General features: G+C 40.8%; 19 protein-coding genes and 1 tRNA gene. 15 read left to right on the top strand and 5 right to left on the bottom strand.

What is annotated here, in order from left to right; translation table 11 throughout:
• The 4 genes from Aso01_RS15020 to Aso01_RS15005 form a co-directional block, all read left to right on the top strand.
• Positions 1–1744 (top strand): phage tail protein (locus Aso01_RS15020; RefSeq protein ID WP_042065580.1); only part of this gene is annotated, 1744 nt, incomplete at its 5' end.
• A gap of 61 nt (positions 1745–1805) precedes the next feature.
• Positions 1806–2078: a holin gene (locus tag Aso01_RS15015; RefSeq protein ID WP_004938147.1), complete on the top strand. Its 273-nt coding sequence runs from the start codon at positions 1806–1808 to the stop codon at positions 2076–2078.
• Positions 2062–2616 carry a glycoside hydrolase family protein gene (locus Aso01_RS15010; protein ID WP_004938145.1) on the top strand — a complete coding sequence of 185 codons (555 nt, stop codon included), beginning with the start codon at positions 2062–2064 and terminating at the stop codon, positions 2614–2616. Before Aso01_RS15015 ends, Aso01_RS15010 begins: the two co-directional genes overlap by 17 nt.
• Positions 2565–3149 (top strand): hypothetical protein, encoded by a 585-nt coding sequence (locus tag Aso01_RS15005; RefSeq protein ID WP_004938141.1) that lies wholly within the window; start codon positions 2565–2567, stop codon positions 3147–3149. The genes Aso01_RS15010 and Aso01_RS15005 overlap by 52 nt, the downstream gene beginning before the upstream one ends.
• 23 nt (positions 3150–3172) lie before the next feature.
• Here Aso01_RS15005 and Aso01_RS15000 read toward each other — a convergent pair whose 3' ends face one another.
• A complete protein-coding gene (locus Aso01_RS15000) occupies positions 3173–3379 on the bottom strand; it encodes a hypothetical protein (protein WP_004938140.1) in 207 nt (68 codons plus the stop codon).
• A gap of 333 nt (positions 3380–3712) precedes the next feature.
• On the opposite strand from Aso01_RS15000, the gene Aso01_RS15905 reads away from it, so the two are divergent.
• Positions 3713–3862 carry a hypothetical protein gene (locus tag Aso01_RS15905; protein ID WP_004938138.1) on the top strand — a complete coding sequence of 50 codons (150 nt, stop codon included), beginning with the start codon at positions 3713–3715 and terminating at the stop codon, positions 3860–3862.
• Positions 3863–3972: 110 nt separating this feature from the next.
• Positions 3973–4455: a hypothetical protein gene (locus tag Aso01_RS14995; protein ID WP_039910067.1), complete on the top strand. Its 483-nt coding sequence runs from the start codon at positions 3973–3975 to the stop codon at positions 4453–4455.
• A 123-nt stretch (positions 4456–4578) separates the two neighbouring features.
• Here the strand turns inward: Aso01_RS14995 and Aso01_RS16075 are convergent, their stop codons facing one another.
• The gene (locus Aso01_RS16075; protein ID WP_004938131.1) at positions 4579–4842 is read right to left on the bottom strand and encodes a hypothetical protein; all 264 of its coding nucleotides are present in this window, start codon (positions 4840–4842) and stop codon (positions 4579–4581) included.
• A gap of 234 nt (positions 4843–5076) precedes the next feature.
• Here Aso01_RS16075 and Aso01_RS14990 point away from each other — a divergent pair, with 234 nt between their 5' ends.
• On the top strand, positions 5077–5544 hold the full coding sequence (locus Aso01_RS14990; RefSeq protein ID WP_004938129.1) for a BLUF domain-containing protein: 468 nt from the start codon (positions 5077–5079) through the stop codon (positions 5542–5544).
• A gap of 339 nt (positions 5545–5883) precedes the next feature.
• Here the strand turns inward: Aso01_RS14990 and Aso01_RS14985 are convergent, their stop codons facing one another.
• The 3 genes from Aso01_RS14985 to cysS form a co-directional block, all read right to left on the bottom strand.
• On the bottom strand, positions 5884–6900 hold the full coding sequence (locus Aso01_RS14985; protein WP_004938123.1) for a tyrosine-type recombinase/integrase: 1017 nt from the start codon (positions 6898–6900) through the stop codon (positions 5884–5886).
• Positions 6901–7112: 212 nt separating this feature from the next.
• Positions 7113–7188: transfer RNA gene (locus Aso01_RS14980), tRNA-Gly, on the bottom strand.
• 64 nt (positions 7189–7252) lie between these two features.
• Complete coding sequence (cysS, locus tag Aso01_RS14975; RefSeq protein ID WP_004938120.1) at positions 7253–8674, bottom strand: cysteine--tRNA ligase; 1422 nt, start codon at positions 8672–8674, stop codon at positions 7253–7255.
• Positions 8675–8885: 211 nt separating this feature from the next.
• Here cysS and Aso01_RS14970 point away from each other — a divergent pair, with 211 nt between their 5' ends.
• The 8 genes from Aso01_RS14970 to Aso01_RS14935 all read left to right on the top strand — a co-directional run bounded on the left by Aso01_RS14970 (position 8886) and on the right by Aso01_RS14935 (position 17352).
• A complete protein-coding gene (locus Aso01_RS14970) occupies positions 8886–9863 on the top strand; it encodes a KpsF/GutQ family sugar-phosphate isomerase (protein ID WP_004938118.1) in 978 nt (325 codons plus the stop codon).
• Positions 9864–9865: 2 nt separating this feature from the next.
• On the top strand, positions 9866–10405 hold the full coding sequence (locus Aso01_RS14965) for a KdsC family phosphatase (protein ID WP_004938117.1): 540 nt from the start codon (positions 9866–9868) through the stop codon (positions 10403–10405).
• Between the two features lie 37 nt (positions 10406–10442).
• Positions 10443–10991, top strand: coding sequence for an LPS export ABC transporter periplasmic protein LptC (gene lptC / locus Aso01_RS14960; RefSeq protein ID WP_004938114.1), 549 nt, complete (start codon positions 10443–10445; stop codon positions 10989–10991).
• Positions 10975–11523 carry a lipopolysaccharide transport periplasmic protein LptA gene (lptA, locus tag Aso01_RS14955; RefSeq protein ID WP_004938107.1) on the top strand — a complete coding sequence of 183 codons (549 nt, stop codon included), beginning with the start codon at positions 10975–10977 and terminating at the stop codon, positions 11521–11523. The genes lptC and lptA overlap by 17 nt, the downstream gene beginning before the upstream one ends.
• Positions 11523–12269 carry an LPS export ABC transporter ATP-binding protein gene (gene lptB / locus Aso01_RS14950; RefSeq protein WP_004938103.1) on the top strand — a complete coding sequence of 249 codons (747 nt, stop codon included), beginning with the start codon at positions 11523–11525 and terminating at the stop codon, positions 12267–12269. Before lptA ends, lptB begins: the two co-directional genes overlap by 1 nt.
• 228 nt (positions 12270–12497) lie before the next feature.
• Positions 12498–14024, top strand: a complete 1527-nt coding sequence (locus Aso01_RS14945) for a TolC family outer membrane protein (protein ID WP_004938101.1) — start codon at positions 12498–12500, stop codon at positions 14022–14024.
• Positions 14021–16165 carry a type I secretion system permease/ATPase gene (locus Aso01_RS14940; RefSeq protein ID WP_004938099.1) on the top strand — a complete coding sequence of 715 codons (2145 nt, stop codon included), beginning with the start codon at positions 14021–14023 and terminating at the stop codon, positions 16163–16165. Before Aso01_RS14945 ends, Aso01_RS14940 begins: the two co-directional genes overlap by 4 nt.
• Positions 16162–17352 carry a beta-barrel domain-containing protein gene (locus tag Aso01_RS14935; protein ID WP_004938097.1) on the top strand — a complete coding sequence of 397 codons (1191 nt, stop codon included), beginning with the start codon at positions 16162–16164 and terminating at the stop codon, positions 17350–17352. The genes Aso01_RS14940 and Aso01_RS14935 overlap by 4 nt, the downstream gene beginning before the upstream one ends.
• Positions 17353–17434: the final 82 nt, after the last annotated feature.

The raw sequence follows: 17434 nt of genomic DNA, 5'->3' as shown, positions 1-17434 counted from the left end.
AATCGTACCCAGCCCGGACGGCTTAAAAATTCGGTCCTATGGTGACACTGCAGTATCAGGAAATGGAGTCACGTTTACACCGGATCTGACAGCAGCCTATCATTTAACAGATGATGACTTCATTGGTGATGATCAGCCTGTTCGCGTGAAGCGTAGCCGTGATACGGATGCATTTAATCACTGTCAGATTGAGTACGTGAATCGCTTCAATCAATACAATACCGAGACGGTCGAAGCGAAAGACCAAGCCAATATCGAAATGTTTGGACTACGTACTCAGGATCCAGTGAAGTACGACTTTTTCTGTGAGCCCAAGATTGCAAGACATGCTGTACAATTATTGCTGCAGCGCAAACTTTACGTGCGCAATGAGTATGAGTTTGATCTTGGCTGGAAGTACTGCCGACTTGAGCCGATGGATATCGTGATGCTAACAGATGAGTCCTTGGGTTTAGATCGCTTTCCTGTGCGTATCACGCGTATTGAAGAAGATCAGGACGGCTTACTCACAGTGACCGCAGAAGAACTGGCCTTAGGCTCAAGATCAGCAGTTGAATACGACTTGCAGGCATCAAACGGGTATCAAGGCGGTAATGAGGAATCAGGTAATGTTAATGCACCTGTCATCTTTGAACCGCCGCTTGATCTCACAGATGGTAAAAATCAGGTGTGGGTAGCAGCATCGGGTGGAAGCAACTGGGGCGGCTGTAATGTCTGGGCGAGTCTTGATAATACAACGTATGAAATGATCGGTACGATTTATGGATCTGCACGTTACGGTACTTTGATTTCTGCAATTAATGCCAGCACCTCATCTATGCAAGTGCAGCTAAACACATCCAGTCAGATTTTTAGTGGAACGCTTGAAGATGCTCAGGTGAACACAACACTCTGTAGAGTCGGTGATGAATATGTTAGCTATGTCGATGCAACACTGAATGGTTCAGGACTTTATACGCTTGGTGGTGTGTTACGTGGACGGTTTGATGATGCTTTAGCGCATAATGCCGGTGAATCCTTTGTGCGAATAGATAAAGCCATCTTTCAGCATGAATTCAATTCGAATCTGATTGATAAAACCATCTATTTGAAATTCACAAGCTTCAACGGCCTGCAGCAGAAAGAACAAACTTTAGATGAAGTCACAGCTTACAGCCACACGCTAAACGGTGGACGTCCTTCAGGTGTTAGGGGCTTATCGCTACAGTCGCCATTTGTTGGAACGTCATTTAAAGCGCAATGGCAGTTTGCTGCTGGTGCACAGGGTTATATTGTGCAGGTCTTGTCTGGAAGCACACTGCTTAGAACGATTGAAACGACCAGTGCTGAGTACACCTATTCGATGGAAGAGGCCAAAGTGGATGGAGTGCAGCGTAACTATACAATCCGTGTTGCGAGCAAATCAGAAAATGGTACCAGCACATTTACGGACCTGAATATCAGCAATCCAGTGCCACCGATCTTGGCAAACGTCTATACATCGGCTACATCAAACTCAATCACGGTAACGTGGATACCAAGTGAGGTGCCGGATCTGAAAGATTACCAGGTGTGGATCAGTAAAAATGCCAGCTTTGATCCGGAAACGCTTGCAGCGAGTTGGACCGGTTCAGAGAATGCCTGCACAATTGGAAATCTGGATTCAACCACGACTTATTACATTCGGGTTGCGGCGCGTGATGTCTGGAAACCGACATCATGGAACTACTCTGCGAGGGTGACACAGGCGACTTTAGAAACTTGATTTTAACTAAAACATGGCACCCAAACGGGTGCTTTTTTATTGCCACGATCTGGAGGTTGGCATGTCAGAACAATCAGTAATTGAAGCAAGCGCAGCAACGCTTACAAGTAAAGTCACAGTTACCAGCGGGAGTGCTTCATTTTTGGGATTTGTAGCAAAAGTAGATGTAATCGCGTGGGGTGGTTTAGCTATTGCAGCACTCGGCTTGCTTATTCAGCTTTACTTTGCGATTGCCAAAAATAAACGTGAAAAAAGAGATGCTGAGTTACGCGAGATCGAGCATAAGCAGCGCATGGAAAATTTAAGAGGGGAATGTCGTGTCAAACAAGACTAGATTATTTGTGATAGGTTCAACGATCGCCGCTGCTATAACCAGCGGTGTTTTTATTTATGGGCCTAGTGAAACACAGTTGCAATCCACAGCTCAACAGGAAGGCTTTACGTCAAAGCCCATTATCCCCACTAAAAACGACGTTCCAACAATTGCTTTTGGTACTACAGTTTATCCAGATGGCAGAAAAGTTAAAATGACTGATCCAGCGGTTACACGAGAGCAGGGCATGGTCTTTTTACGAAAGCATATGGACAAGGAGGCGCAGCGTTTTAACAAAACGATTTTAAACGTTCCGATCTACCAGCATGAATACGATGCCTACACTGATTTTGTTTATCAATTCGGTATCGGCAACTGGTCCAGCTCTTCAATGCTTAAAAACTTGAAAATGGGTAAGTATAAAGCTGCTTGTGATGCATTGCTGAAGTATAAATATTCTGGTGGGTTCGATTGTAGTACACCAGGTAATAAACGGTGTGCTGGTGTATGGACGCGACAACTGGAAAGACACAGCAAATGTTTGGGGGCAAACTCATGACATGGTTATCAATACTGAGCGCGATAAAGCGCTTTTTTTACGTCAGTGTGAAGTGGATTCTGGAAAACAAGCGCTGGACGTTAATCATCATTTTATTGATTTGCTGCTTATTTCAATCATGCCAAGTGAACAATCAAGCTGGTCAAATCAAAAATCTGAAGCAGCAGCACGCTGACTATATCACTCAACAGGAACTTGCTGCTGAAAAAGCCAAAGTTCAAGCTGCTCAACAAGAAAAGGTTTGGGCAGAGCAGATCACTCAAGCGGAGCAAAACTATAATGCCAAAATTAAGAAAATTAAGTCTGATGCTGATTCTGCTCGTTCCAGTGCTGACAGCTTGTCAAAGCAACTCAGCATTGCAAAGCAACGTGTGTCCACAGCTCCCCGCGAAACCATCATTGAGTACAGCAATACCGGAAGTGACGTACTCGAAAGCTGCATCACAGAATATAGAGGAGTGGCACAAAAAGCTGATGAGCACGCGGCTTCTCAAAGAAGATTAGAAAATATGTGGCCCAGTCAAGCTCCTTAGAGCTTGACTGGGAATTTCAGGAATTAATTAGGATTAGTCTTGGGAGTATTATGATCAGGTTGCACTCCTTTATCCTTTTGCTCGGAAGCAGGTGGAACAGTAGTTTGAGGGGGGATTTTTGGGGGACTCTGTTCATTTGTTTTTTCATTTGTCTGCAATAATACTGAATTTTCTTTATCAGAATCTGCTTTATGTGAAAAAGAATTAAATCCTTTGTTTGAATTTGCCATAGCTATATTTTCTTTTTTAAATAATTAAGGAGAAAATATAATAATTGAAATTACTATTTACACTTAAGTTGATTTAGAAGTGAAATGTTTTTAATTGTTCTAAATTTAATTTATTTAAATCATTATATTTCATAATTTATTTATAGATTAATTCAACTTAATGTATTTGTTGGTTATTTGCATTTTCTTGAAATTTTATTTTGTAAATAGTTAGTACATAAAATATTTCACTTACATTATTCTCAATAAAAAGGTATCTATTTAATATAATAAGGACTATTGTGACTCTGTGATAGATAATTATCTACACTTCATAATATAGGATAGACTCTCATGTCTCAAGATAAAGCATTGTCATATCAAGAAAATTTAATAAAACAACAGCGACAGCAACAGGATGGTAGAGAATTTGAACCACGCCATGATTTGCCAGATGAAAACGCTGTTGAGCAAAAAGAAGTAAAGGAAGAAAAGAAAAAGTAAGATGAACACAAAGTACAGTATTAATGAATATGTGCTTAAATTTTAATAATAACCAAGAATAGCTTTATAGCTGTTCTTGGTTTATAGGTGAATATTTGAAAATATTATTAATCCTTTTTTCTTGTATATTAATACCATTTTTTATAATAACTATATTTAAATTTAGTGAAAGAGTATGGTTGGAAATACCCGAAAAAACAATACGTGTAGTAGGAAAAATATTGAGTGAAAATAAAAATTCCTTTGAGCATGAGATTGTAGTCACTCTTTATCAAGAAGAATTACTAATTTTAGTTGGTGAAAAATCAGAAGAAAATTTTAAAGTTTTTAAAAGTGCAGTTTTATGGTTGGAAATTGAGTCAAATAAAATTGTTGTCTATATTGATACTTTGAAAGTTGGTTATTTAAATAAAATTAATGCTTTTCAGTATAGTAAATTTCTCATGACAAAAAACTTTATGCCTGATGATGCATTTGAAGTTGATGCTGTGATCATCGGATCTATGATAGACCCGATTCTGAATATCAGTACTTGGCTTGTTAAGTTAGATATACCAAATGACATGCAAAAATTTAGGTTCAATCAATACTGAATCGAAATTTGCAGATAGATCAAGATCTAACTTACGTTTAGACAATTTATCTTGCATGTGATGCGGCGATATTTTATCTATTCCTAGTTTGCACATATATTTGAAAAAAGATTGAAGTAGTTATCAAGAATATCTAACTTTACTTTTCTTTGTCAGAATCTTAATAATTTTAAGAAACTTATTGTCTAACTTGATCTCCTGATCAATTGTTGCATTGTCTAGCAGACTCCATAACTCGAAGGGGAAAAATTCTGAATTGTGGTGATATACCCATAACCACTGATATGAATTGGTACTTGTACCTTCATCAAAAAGAACATCTTGAACCTTGACAATCTTGTACTTCTGGTGATGTTCATCTTGAAGAATAACTTCATGATTCTCCATTGGACATCCATGATTTAACTAAACAACTATCTTACTAGATTAAACGACTCATAGCTAATTTATTAACTAGCCTTGAAACCTCTGAGATTATATAAGCTGATACTAAGACATATCAAGTCTAATAAAATTGAATGTCGAGTTCTGTCAATGCAATGGATTAGGTGCTTTACAGGTTGAAACAATTCTACTCAAATGTCAGAATATGTTATTGAAACCTATCATTGAGTCATCGCTATGAGCTTAATAGGCTTAATGTATGCAAGCAAAACACGTAGTGAACACAGTCAGATTAAACAAGATTTGATGGATATTCTTACTGAAGCTGTCAATTTTAATTCACGTCATGACATTACAGGGGTGCTCTACTATGGTAATGGGTACTTTTTACAATATCTTGAAGGCGAAAAAAATCAAGTCGAGACATTATTTCATAATATGATCTTGAAGGATCAGCGACACAAAAATTGTGAAGTTATTTTCTTGGAATCTTCTGAAGAGAGATTATTTGAGCGTTGGAGCATGAAGTTCGCCCCAATTAACTCTCAGATAAGAGATTTTTTCCAAAAATATCATGTTGATGAATTCAATCCATATTTGTTATCTACTGAATTAATCCCTTCATTTATTCGAATACTTATAGATCAACCGCATCAAAAAGTAGATGAATCTCAAGAATCCAATCAACAATCAGATAGGAATTAAAGCTTACAATAAAAAAGATCCTTGTTTAAGATTTCTTAATAAATTCATCTTCTAAGATAACCAATAAAATCAGAAAATTTAACTTTTCTGGCTATCGAAAAGATTAGCTCAGTCTTACAATATTTTTCTGGGGTCATCCAGATAATGAAATTGATGATACGTGCCACGGACGGTATTTTTTCTATATAAAAGTCTATAGCTCAACCTAATCGTGAACATACATGATCATTGATTAGTTCATAAGCTTTGATACCTAAAACTTTAAAAAATACTAGTCATCATAGTTGATTTCTACTCATGAACACTTCTTGCCATATTTAATCCAAAATAATGCAGCATTTAAGCTGCATTAAGCATTTTAGCAATTTCAGATGCTGTTGGGTTGTAATACGTGTTGACCAATACGCTGATTGTTTTGTGGCCTGTAATTTTGGCCAGAATTTCGACTGGCAATTTATACTGATGCACAAAGCGTGTAATAGATTCATGCCGCGTATCGTGAAAATGTACTTCACCGGCCAAACCGACACGTCTGAGATTACGCTCCCAGATTAAGCGAAAAGAATTAGAACTATGTGGAACCATACGATTATCACCTTCATCGGACGGCAGTAAGGAAATCAAGTCTTGTGCGCGCGTTGTTAAAGGCACGTCGCGATTGGTACCGTTCTTTGTGTCATAGAGTTTGATAAATTCGCCAAAGATATGTTGCTTCTTAACACTTAAAATTTCTCCTTTACGCATAGCAGTTTCAAGAGCAAACAGAAAAGCCCAAGCCACATAATGACGCGGCTGTGTCGGGATCTTGCCCCAGTGATAATCCAAGCCTTTAAGAATATTTTCTTCTTCAAGCTTTGAAATGCGCTTATGACGCGGAGGAGGAGTTGCGGGTTTGGTGATTTCCTTAAAAGGATTTTCTTTTGTTAAGAATAATTCTTTGCGAGCATAATCAAAAACAGCGCTATACATCGCCATTTCACGAATCACAGTAGCGCCTTGAACTTTCTTAAGCCGTTTGTCACGCCATTGTTTTGCCATGGCTGGTGTAATGTCGTGAATGGATTCTTCAGCAACATCACCCCAATTTTTCTTTAACGACTTGAACATTTGGACGATCAAGCGCTCACTTTTCATTTTTCTGCCTTCTTCTTGATAGTACATATCAAAAAGTGCATGGAATGAAATGTGTATTTTTTCTGGTTCGCTTGATAGATCGGGTTGAGATTGTAGTTCTAATAGTTTTTTAGCGGCCCATTGCTCGCATTCTTGGGTGGTGTCGCGTGTAGCAGTATATCTTTTACCAAGATGTCGAACAGTGATGCGCCAGGCGTCGCCGCGTTTAATAGGTTTTTGCATAATACACTCCAAATTTCGTGGTGTCGCAACGGCACCAAAAACAAGAAAAGGGCAAAAGACCTCTACTTTTTTGGTGTCGCTGCGGAAATATAAAGCGTTTTCTAATGCGAAATTTGATTATTTTGAATAACCAAAGCTGACCTATCGACAATAAAAAACAAGCCGAAAAGTCACTTGAACCTTCCAGCTTATTGATTTTAAAGAATAAATTTTGGAGCGGGAAACGAGACTCGAACTCGCGACCCCAACCTTGGCAAGGTTGTGCTCTACCAACTGAGCTATTCCCGCAATGTGTGGTGCATTATATACAGTTTGTCTTGACTGTCAATACACCACAAGAGGAATTGCTGAATTAATCAGCACGTCGCCATACAGTTCCTTGGCGTGTATCTTCTAAAACGATTCCACTATCAAGTAGAGACTTACGAATTGCATCTGCACCAGCAAAATCTTTGGCTTTTTTTGCATCCGCTCGTTGTTGAATCAGTGTTTCAATTTCGCTATCGGAGAGTCCAGAATCTTCGTGTCCAATGGTAGATTTTAAGAAATCATCTACATGATGCTGTACCAATCCTAAAATATCGGTCAAAGCACGAAGCGTTGAGTAAAGTGTTGTTGCCAGATCAGATTGCTCTTCCTTGACTGCACGATTTAGCTCACGAATCAATTCAAACAATACGGCCATAGCTTCAGGCGTGTTGAAATCATCGCGCATAGCCGTATTGAAGCGCTCTACATATGTTTGCTCTAAATGAGAGGTTTTGGTTTGACCAAACACTTGTTCATAAGCTTTAAATGCATGATAAAAACGACTTAATGCCGTTTTCGCCTCTTTGAGTGCGGTATCTGAAAAATTGACTGGGCTACGATAGTGCGATGACACAATAAAGTAGCGAATCACTTCAGGGTGAAACTTATCCATGACATCGCGAATGGTAAAGAAGTTACCCAAAGACTTAGACATCTTTTCGCCGTCAACATTGATAAAGCCAACATGCATCCAGTAATTGACATACTGCTCGCCGGTTGAAGCCTCACTTTGCGCAATCTCATTTTCATGGTGCGGAAATGTTAAGTCCGAGCCGCCGCCGTGAATATCGAAGTGATTGCCTAGGCAGCATGTCGACATTGCGGAACACTCGATATGCCAGCCTGGGCGACCATTGCCCCATGGTGAAGCCCAAGAAGGCTCATTTTCTTTCGCATGTTTCCAAAGTACAAAGTCAAAAGGATGTTTTTTCTCGACTTCCACATCGACGCGTTCACTAGCACCTGCTTGCATATCTTCAAGCTTACGACCAGACAAACGTCCGTATTTTTCAAACTTGTTCACTTCAAAATATACGTCACCATTTGTTGCTGGATATGCCGTACCTTTATCGACCAAAGTACTGATCATGGCCTGCATTTGATCGATATATTCGGTCGCTTTTGGTGACTCATCCGGCTCGGCACAGCCCAGTTGCGCTGCATCTTGATTCATTGCGTCGATGAAACGGGCAGTTAATTCCTGAATTGATTCATTATTTTCATTCGCACGCTTGATGATTTTGTCATCAATATCGGTGATGTTGCGGATATAACGAACGTTCCAGCCCTGACTACGTAAAAAACGGATAATGTAGTCAAATGCAACCATTACTCGAGCATGTCCAATATGACAATAATCATAGACCGTCATACCACAGACATACATGTCAATCTGACCGGGTCTGCGCGGAACAAATTCAACTTTCTTACGTTGCTCTGAGTTGTATAAAACAAATGGTTGCATAAAGGTCTTCAAAACTCACCAAAAACAGTGTTACATCATAACGTAAGCAAGATTTTTAACAAAGTTTTATCACTCAAATTTCTAAGCTTGTGAAAACTTGTACATTTAAAAACGTGTCTTGATCAGAGCTATGTTAGAATAACGCAAATTTTTTTGCGTCAAAGACTAAGCTGCAATTTGCACTTAAGTTGAAGTTATTCGAGCTATTTTTATGACCATGACCACCGATTTTAAAAAAATCGCATTCGAAACGATCGCTATTGAACAGCATGCACTTGATGTGTTGGCCAAACAAATCGATACGCGATTCAATCAGGCCTGTGAAATTATCTTGCAGTGTAAAGGCCGTGTTGTGATTACGGGGATGGGAAAGTCGGGACATATTGGTCGTAAAATGGCAGCAACATTCGCCTCAACAGGAACGCCATCATTTTTTATGCATCCAGGTGAAGCGGGGCATGGTGATTTAGGAATGCTGGTACGTGGCGATGTGCTGATTGCGATTTCGAATTCAGGTAAAAGTGACGAAATCATGATGCTGATGCCACTGATTAAGCATCTTGAAGTGCCGTTGATTACCATGAGTCGTGATGATAAAGGACCAATGCCGCAAAATGCCGATGTTGCTTTGACTTTAGGCGAATCGAATGAGGCATGTCCGCTAGGTTTAGCGCCGACCTCAAGCACTACGGCAACACTGGTACTTGGCGATGCGCTCGCTGTTGCGTTACTTGAAGCGCGCGGTTTTACCGCAGATGATTTTGCACGTTCGCATCCGGCTGGTGCATTAGGCAAGCGTTTGCTGCTACATGTAAAGCACTTAATGCACACCGCAGATGAGCTTCCAAAAGTGTCACCCAACACGCCAATGAATCAGGTGCTTTACGAAATTTCCAATAAGCGCTTGGGGCTCACAACCGTTGTAGATGAGCAGGATCGCTTAATGGGCATCTTTACTGACGGCGATTTGCGCCGTTTAATTGATAAACAACAAGGCTTTGATGTGAATTTGCCTGTTCAAGATGTGATGATTACACAGCCGGCCACAATTTCACAAGAAGCAAGAGCAGTTGAAGCATTACAGCAGTTAAATGAACGAAAAATCAGTCAATTTGTGGTGGTCGATGATCAAAATAAAGTCATTGGGGTTATCAGCATGCATGATCTGATTCAAGCAGGGGTAAATTAAACATGGCGTCTTTTGCATTACTTGAGCAAGCACGACATATTCAAGCATTGGTGCTTGATGTAGATGGTATTTTAAGCGACGGTTTTGTTACGCTCACCAATACAGGCGATGAAATTAAATCCTTTGATATCCGTGATGGTCTGGGCATGAAATTAGTCCAGCAGGCAGGCTTAAAGGTGATCATTATTACTGGTCGTAAAAGTCATATTGTTGAAAAACGCATGTCTGATCTTGGTGTTGATCTGGTTTTTCAAGGACGTGAAGATAAGGGTGTTGCGCTCAAAGAAGCATGTGCGCAGTTTGAATTGTTACCGGAAGATTGTTTATACATGGGTGACGACTGGCCTGATTTGTCGGCTTTTTCCATTGCAGGGATGTGTGTGACCGTGCCCAATGGTCACGTCGAGGTAAGACGTCGTGCGCATTTGGTTACTCAGGCGATGGGCGGGCGTGGTGCAGTACGTGAAGTTTGTGATATGTTACTGAATGCAAAAGGAGTTTACGAAGAACTTCTTGCAAAATATCTCAGTGTACCCCATTAATATTCTTATAGAGTGATACAGGTCAGACACACCGTTCATGGATACTAAAGCGCTTTATATTGCTGCTGTTGTCATCGCGTCTGTAAGTGGTGGCTATTACTATTACAGTGGCAAAGCAAAAAAACTGGATGTCGATTCGGCAAGAAATATGACTTATTCTGCGGAAGGTGTTTATCTCACTCAAACCGACGACCAGGGTCATCTGTACATTCGTGCCAAAGTGGATCGGTTAGAGCAAAACATGCAAAATCAGACCTCAAAACTTGAAAATCTGAATGCTTCGACCTATAAAAACGGTAGCGTCGACTCCACCTTTTTTTCAAAATATGCACACGGCTACAATGACAATGCAAAAGTGGTGCTGTCAGATCAGGTTGTCGCCACAAAGTTATCTGACCAAGGTAAAATTGAATTTAAAACCGATGAGTTAACCACTTATCCAGATACAAAACTGATTGAGACCTCACATCAAGTGAATGTTGACTCACCGCAATCGTCTTTTATCAGCAATGGATTAATAGCAAATTTAAACACGGGTCAGTACGAGTTTTTTAATATTCGAGGAAAGTATGCGCCAAATTCTTAACTTTTTTTGCTCTTCAGCTTTCCTTAAAAAAGGTGTGTCTGTTGCCGTATTGGGGATCTCTTGTAGCAGCGTATTTGCTTTACCATCAGATCGTAATCAGCCTATTTCATTGGTTGCAGATCGAGCTACCTATAACGAAAAAACAGGTGTCACGACCTATACGGGCAATGTGATGATTGAACAGGGCACTATGAAGCTACAGGCAGATTCGATTGTGGGTCAGCTAAATTCACAGCGTCAGCTACAAACTGTAAATGCAACAGGTCGCCCAGCAAAATTTCAACAGCAGATCAGTGCTCAAAAAGGAATTGCGCGTGGCGAAGCACAAAAGATTGTCTATAACGCTGAAACCGGCATTATTACTTTAACAGGTAATGCCTATCTGAATCAGGATGGTGCCAGTGTCCGTGGTAATACGCTTCGCTACAGCATGAACAAAGGTGATATCGAGGCCCAAGGTTCAGGCTCGAATCGTGTGCAGTTAGTGATTCCACCATCTGCCTCTAAAAGTTTCCCGGGGGCACGTGACTAATGGAGCAAGCTTTGGATAAACCACAAACTTTGTGTATCAAGCACCTTGCAAAGAATTACAGTAAACGCTGGGTGGTTAAGGATGTGTCCTTTACGATGGAAAGCGGGCAAATTGTCGGTTTATTGGGGCCAAACGGTGCCGGTAAAACCACAAGTTTCTATATGGTGGTGGGCTTGGTTCGCATGGATAAAGGTGAAATCCATCTTGATGATCTTGACCTGTCAGATCTTGCAATGCATGAGCGTGCGCGTAAAGGGATTGGATATTTGCCACAAGAAGCTTCAATTTTTAGAAAGCTGACCATTTCTGAAAATATTATGGCAATTTTGGAAACACGCAAAGATTTGAATAAACAACAGCGTCAGCAACGACTTCAAGAGCTGTTAAATGATTTCAAGATTACCCACATCAAAGATTCTTTGGGCATGAGTGTGTCGGGTGGTGAGCGTCGCCGTGCCGAGATCGCGCGTGCCTTAGCAGCCGATCCAAAATTTATGCTCCTCGATGAACCGTTTGCAGGTGTCGATCCAATTTCTGTTGGAGACATCAAAGATATTATTCGTAACTTAAAAGATCGAGGTATTGGTGTGTTGATTACGGATCATAACGTACGTGAAACACTGGCTATTTGTGAACATGCATATATTGTTAGTGAGGGCGCGGTCATTGCCGAGGGTACACCACAAGAAATTCTAGAAAATGAGCAAGTACGTAAAGTTTACTTAGGTGATGACTTTACGGTTTAATTTTTGCGTATGAACTAGATTAATTGGTTTCATTCAATCCAGTAGAACTGAGTAATGACAGAATCGTTACACAGTGCTACTGGATTTTTTCATAATAAGAAAAAATGTATCTAAAACATGTGATTTATTTAGCATAATGCAATTTTTTGTGATAAAAATATGTGAAAATTTTACTGCCGTTTAACCATAAAAATATTTACTATGCATCGACCAATATCAATTTCTCATATGAGTGAAGCGGGGAAAAAGGTCACAACATTGAGAGTCTTACTGCTATGCAGTTCGATTTCGATGGTGACCTCTTCGGTATTCGCAGCGCCTTCCGATACATCTGGTTTTCATTTAAAAGACAAGATCAGCGGGTTATTTAAATCTAAACCAAACGATGACTACAAGACAGTTCAAATACAAAAGTTTCAAACTGTAAAGTTAGATCCGATTATTGTGCAGGGATTGCCGCAAGTGACCTATGGCGCGGTCGCACCTGATGCAAACACCGGTCCGGTCGAGTCGAGGCTCAGTGAAATTAATTTGGTCGATGCAGTCCAGATTGCCGTAAAGCGAAACCCTTCAATTGGTCAGGCCATTTCAACGATGGCGGCGCAAAACTCAAATATTGATGTAGCAAAATCGCAGTATTATCCACAAATCAGTGGTGGTATTTCGACTGGTGGTAATCTGGCATCGTCTGAACAGCGCGGTCGTCAAATGTTTACGATTAGTGCTTCACAATTGCTTTATGACTTTGGTCAGGTTAAATCCAATGTGACCTCGCAAGAAGCACGTTTGCAGCTACAACAAGCCAATGTGTTAGTCAGTATTGATTCAATTGCAACCGAAACAGCTGCTACTATTGTGAATATTGAACGCTATAAAAAACTGGTAGCAATTGCAGAGCAGCAAGTAAAAGGTTTACAGCGCATCTTGGGAATTACCGAATTAAGAGCGCAAGCGGGGATCAGTAGTCAGGCAGATCCGGTTCAGGCACGCTCTTATGTTGAATCGGCTCAATCGGCGCTAATCGCGCAGCGTTCATTATTGCGTCAAAATCAGCAACGACTGACTGTTTTACTTGGTTTTGACTCGATGGGAAAATCATGGGCGATTCCAGAAAATCTGGTTGAAGTCTCTGATTTATATAAAGAACCTGATTTTAATGTGATTCCAAATATGTTGGCCGCGCAGGCCGAAGTGGAAGTGGCCAAGGCAGATAAAAAAAGAACAGATTTAAGCCGTTATCCTACGCTTTCTTTGGTCGGTTCGGTGAGTCAGGCAGTCAATGGCACCAATCCAAATAACAACAAAGATGACGGATTTTACAGTTCGGTTGCTTTAGAGGCCAACACTAAACTGTATCAGGGTGGCGCAATTTCAGCTCAAATTCGCTCTGCGGGCTTTGCCGAAGAAGCCGCAAAATCTAAAGTCAATTCAGTTTATTTAGATGTCATGGATAATGTCAAAATTACACGTGAAAATATCGAAAATAAGCAAGAGCAAATTAAAGTGTTACGCGCCCGTCAAATTACGTCGGTGAAAACACGAGAACTTTACCAAGAACAATACAAGCTCGGCACACGATCTGCGCTTGATCTATTAAATGCTGAACAAGCGATTCACTCGTCTGCCAACGAGCTTGAGAATGCACGTTACGACATTTATTCAAGTCTTGTTCAATATATTTCGACCACTGGAAAAACACGAGATGCCTACGGCCTCAATAATATTTCAATCCAGGGCTTTGAGGTGCAACCATGACAAAAACATTTCAATATCAACCATGGTTGCAGGCTGTCCTGACCATTGCACGTCATTATCGAATTGAATCTTCTGAAGAACGTATTCGGTTGCAACTCGATTGGAATCAAAACCACAATCCTGAAGAGGTATTGTCGTTGATGTGCAGACAAATGGGGTTGAGCTTACGTGTTGCCAAGTTTGATTTAGACTTGATCAATCCATGGCGTTTACCCGTGATTGCCGAGTTTAAAGATGGCCAGATTGGTGTAATTGATAAAGCGGATGCGCAGGGTAATGTGAGCATTCAGCTTAGTGGTGATCATGGTTTATCACAAAGTTTTGCAATAGAAAGCCTAAAAGGACTGGTCAAAAATATCTATATATTACGACCAGAAACATCGATTGCCGATGCGCGTGTTGATGAATACATTAAACCTTATGAGGCGAGCTGGTTCTGGTCAATTGTACTCAAAGACTGGAAGCGCTATATCGACATTATGTTTGCATCCTTAATTGCAAATATTTTGGCGCTTGCAACGGTTGTATTTTCGATGCAGGTGTACGATCGCGTCGTGCCTTCCCAGTCGATCCCAACACTTTGGGTGCTGGCTGGCGGTGTGTTTATTGCTGCAATCTTTGAGTTTATTTTACGCGTCAGTCGTATCTACTTGTCGGATATTATTGGAAAGCGTGCAGATCTTAAAATTTCTGATCGTGTATTTGGTCATGCACTGCGTATTAAAAATAATGAACGCTCTAAATCGACAGGCACCTTTATTTCGCAAATTCGTGAATTAGAAGGTGTTCGAGAGCTAGTGACATCGACGACCATTACAGCGATTGCTGATTTACCGTTTTTTATTCTGTTTTTGGTGATCATGTGGATCATTGGCGGTCATGTATTTTGGGTGGTTGTGGTTATTGTGCCGCTCATGATTTTGCCGGGTATTTTGGCACAAAAACAGCTCGCTAAACTGGCTAAAGAAGGTATGCGAGAATCTGCGATTCGTAATGCTATTTTGGTTGAAGCCGTACAAGGCATTGAAGATATCAAACTGCTACGTGCAGAATCGCGCTTTCAAAATCAGTGGAACCACATGAACGAACTGTCTGCAGATTACAGTATGCAGCAGCGTAAAATTGTAGGTGTGCTATCTGCTTGGACACAAAAGCTACAAGGGCTGACTTACGCCTTGGTGATTTTGGTGGGTTGTTTTGCGGTCATGGATGGTGATATGACCACAGGTGCGCTAGTTGCGTGTTCGATTCTATCTTCGCGTATGCTGGGGCCTATTTCGAATATTACTGGAGTTTTAGGTCGTTTACAGCAAGCCAAAGTAGCCAAAAGCAGCCTTGATGAACTCATGAAAAAATCCGTGGATCAGCCAGATCGTGCCCATTTGGTGCATAAGCCAGTGATTCATGGCGATTATGAGCTAAGCAATGTGGTGTTTCAGTATGATCCAGAAGACAACAAACCGAACCTTACGATTTCAAGACTAAAAATTAAGGCAGGTGAAAAAGTTGCCATTTTAGGCCGTAATGGCGCAGGTAAATCGACCTTGCTACAGCTTTTGTCTGGTATGCAATTTCCGGTCAATGGAAAAATTACCTTGGATGATCTTGAACTTTCAATGATTGATCCGGCAGATGTACGTCGTGATATGGGGCTCTTAAACCAAAACGCTAACTTGTTTTATGGCACGATACGTGAAAACTTGACGCTAGGTGCTCCTTTGGCCAATGATGAAGATATCATCAAGGCATTACGTGTAACAGGTGCTTTGGCCTTTGTAGAAGAGAAAAAAGAAGGTCTCGATCATCTTATCTTAGAGGGTGGAATTGGTTTTTCGGGTGGTCAGCGTCAGGCATTGTTACTTTCACGTTTGCTCATTCGTCAACCCAACATTTTACTACTCGACGAGCCAACGGCTGCCATTGATGATGTGTCAGAAAAACAACTTATCGATCATCTAAAAGTATGGTTGTCGCATCGTACATTGGTGGTGGCAACTCACCGTAGAGCAGTACTTGAACTTGTTGACCGAATTATTGTGATTAACGACGGCAAGATCGTGATGGATGGTCCACGTGATCAAATCTTAAATCAATCAACTCAGGCTAAAGCAGTTGCGCCAGCACAGGGGATTAAATCATGAGCGATCAACAACAAACAAAATCCCGCTCATTAAATGTTTCATATAAAGAGCCACCTTTACCTCGTGCCAGCTTTGTCATCTGGATTGTGGGGATTGCCTTACTGATTCTAATTGTCTGGGCGTGGTTGTTTAAGCTTGAAGAAGTATCAACGGGTACAGGAAAAGTTATTCCGTCATCGAAAGAGCAAGTCATTCAATCTCTAGACGGTGGTATCTTGACGAAGTTGGATGTCAAAGAAGGCGATATTGTTGAGAAAGGTCAGATACTTGCACTCCTAGATCCAACACGTTTTGAATCCAATGTTGGCGAGTCGCAATCACTTTTGGTTGCCGCTCAAGCCACTTCGGCACGTTTGCGTGCTGAGGTGAATGGAACACCGTTATCTTTTCCTGAGCAGGTGCTAAAGGAGCCAAAACTGGTCCAAGAGGAAACTGCACTTTATAACTCGCGTCGTTCGAATTTAGAAGAAACGGTTTCGGGTTTGCAACAAGCCTTGCGTTTAGTTCAACAAGAACTGGTGATGACCGAGCCATTAGTGGCTAAAGGTGCAGCCAGTGAGGTTGAGGTGCTGCGTTTAAAGCGTGAAGCAAATGATTTACAAAATAAAATCAATGATGCGCGTAGCAGTTATTATGTAAAGGCACGTGAAGAGCTTTCAAAATCAAATACCGATGTTCAAACCCAGCAACAGGTGATTAAAGGGCGTACCGATACTTTATCTCGTACCGTATTTAAAGCACCGGTTCGCGGTGTAGTCAAAGAAATTTCAGTGACCACTTTGGGCGGTGTCATCCCTCAAAACGGTAAACTAATGACCATTGTGCCATTGGATGAAAAATTATTGATTGAAGCGCGTATCTTACCGCGTGATATCGCTTTTATTCGTCCGGGGCAAGAAGCATTGGTTAAAATTACCGCTTATGACTATTCGATTTACGGTGGTATGCAAGGCAAGGTGACGTTTATTTCACCAGATACGATTCGTGATGAAGTCAAGCAGGATCAGTTTTACTATCGTGTTTATATTCGTACCGATTCCGATAAACTTTACAATAAATCTGGCAAGGCATTTGGAATTACGCCAGGTATGGTGGCCACGGTTGATATCAAAACCGGACAAAAAACCATTATGGACTACTTGTTAAAACCATTTAACAAAGCGAAAGAAGCGCTGCGAGAGCGTTAAGTAAAAAAGCCCCGACACTGATCGGGGCTTTTTTCTATCGAAATTATATCTAGAAATTGCGTATAATTTCGGTCTTGTACAG

The sequence above is a fragment of the Acinetobacter soli genome (genome assembly GCF_000760595.1).
Classification (GTDB): Bacteria; Pseudomonadota; Gammaproteobacteria; order Pseudomonadales; family Moraxellaceae; genus Acinetobacter; species Acinetobacter soli.
This window is presented reverse-complemented; position numbering and strand designations above follow the sequence as displayed.

Bases quoted from the DNA above. Each gene is read 5' to 3' on its own strand.
- lptB (WP_004938103.1), top strand. From the start codon at position 11,523: ATGGAGCAAGCTTTGGATAAACCACAAACTTTGTGTATCAAGCACCTT.
- Aso01_RS15005 (WP_004938141.1), top strand. From the start codon at position 2,565: ATGGACGCGACAACTGGAAAGACACAGCAAATGTTTGGGGGCAAACTC.
- cysS (WP_004938120.1), bottom strand. From the start codon at position 8,674: ATGCAACCATTTGTTTTATACAACTCAGAGCAACGTAAGAAAGTTGAA.
- Aso01_RS15000 (WP_004938140.1), bottom strand. From the start codon at position 3,379: ATGGCAAATTCAAACAAAGGATTTAATTCTTTTTCACATAAAGCAGAT.
- Aso01_RS14990 (WP_004938129.1), top strand. From the start codon at position 5,077: ATGAGCTTAATAGGCTTAATGTATGCAAGCAAAACACGTAGTGAACAC.
- Aso01_RS15015 (WP_004938147.1), top strand. From the start codon at position 1,806: ATGTCAGAACAATCAGTAATTGAAGCAAGCGCAGCAACGCTTACAAGT.
- Aso01_RS14940 (WP_004938099.1), top strand. From the start codon at position 14,021: ATGACAAAAACATTTCAATATCAACCATGGTTGCAGGCTGTCCTGACC.
- Aso01_RS14970 (WP_004938118.1), top strand. From the start codon at position 8,886: ATGACCATGACCACCGATTTTAAAAAAATCGCATTCGAAACGATCGCT.
- Aso01_RS14945 (WP_004938101.1), top strand. From the start codon at position 12,498: ATGAGTGAAGCGGGGAAAAAGGTCACAACATTGAGAGTCTTACTGCTA.
- Aso01_RS14985 (WP_004938123.1), bottom strand. From the start codon at position 6,900: ATGCAAAAACCTATTAAACGCGGCGACGCCTGGCGCATCACTGTTCGA.
- Aso01_RS16075 (WP_004938131.1), bottom strand. From the start codon at position 4,842: ATGGAGAATCATGAAGTTATTCTTCAAGATGAACATCACCAGAAGTAC.
- lptA (WP_004938107.1), top strand. From the start codon at position 10,975: ATGCGCCAAATTCTTAACTTTTTTTGCTCTTCAGCTTTCCTTAAAAAA.
- Aso01_RS14965 (WP_004938117.1), top strand. From the start codon at position 9,866: ATGGCGTCTTTTGCATTACTTGAGCAAGCACGACATATTCAAGCATTG.
- Aso01_RS15905 (WP_004938138.1), top strand. From the start codon at position 3,713: ATGTCTCAAGATAAAGCATTGTCATATCAAGAAAATTTAATAAAACAA.
- Aso01_RS14935 (WP_004938097.1), top strand. From the start codon at position 16,162: ATGAGCGATCAACAACAAACAAAATCCCGCTCATTAAATGTTTCATAT.
- lptC (WP_004938114.1), top strand. From the start codon at position 10,443: ATGGATACTAAAGCGCTTTATATTGCTGCTGTTGTCATCGCGTCTGTA.